This window comes from Deinococcus alpinitundrae (assembly GCF_009982895.1).
Taxonomy (GTDB): domain Bacteria; phylum Deinococcota; class Deinococci; order Deinococcales; family Deinococcaceae; genus Deinococcus; species Deinococcus alpinitundrae.
This window is the reverse complement of sequence record NZ_WXZL01000217.1, coordinates 1-277: the sequence shown is the minus strand read 5'-3', so window position 1 is coordinate 277 and position 277 is coordinate 1. Positions and strand designations below refer to the sequence as shown.

Genomic DNA, 277 nt, shown 5'->3' with positions numbered 1-277 from the left:
GTTAAGAAAATGTTTCAAAAAGAATTTAAACAGAATGATATTTGGAAACATTTTAAAGCTGTGAAAAATAATCATGTTTATGACTTAGAGGAAGTGCCATTCGGTATTACAGCAAATGTTGATGCTGATAAGGCAATGACTCAATTATATGATTTATTTTATAAGGATAAAAAATAGTGAGTTGATATGATGATAAAAAATAAAAAGAAACTACTATTTTTATGTTTGTTAGTCATTTTAATCGCAACTGCTTATATTTCGTTTGTAACCGGTACAA

1 protein-coding gene is annotated in these 277 nt (G+C 26.4%); it reads left to right on the top strand.

What is annotated here, in order from left to right:
* The first annotated feature begins 9 nt into the window (after positions 1-9).
* Positions 10-177 carry a hypothetical protein gene (locus GUI70_RS25615; protein WP_368733647.1) on the top strand — a complete coding sequence of 56 codons (168 nt, stop codon included), beginning with the start codon at positions 10-12 and terminating at the stop codon, positions 175-177.
* Positions 178-277: the final 100 nt, after the last annotated feature.

What these genes read in the sequence shown, in the direction of transcription:
- GUI70_RS25615 (WP_368733647.1), top strand. Translation starts at nt 10, where the DNA reads ATGTTTCAAAAAGAATTTAAACAGAATGATATTTGGAAACATTTTAAA.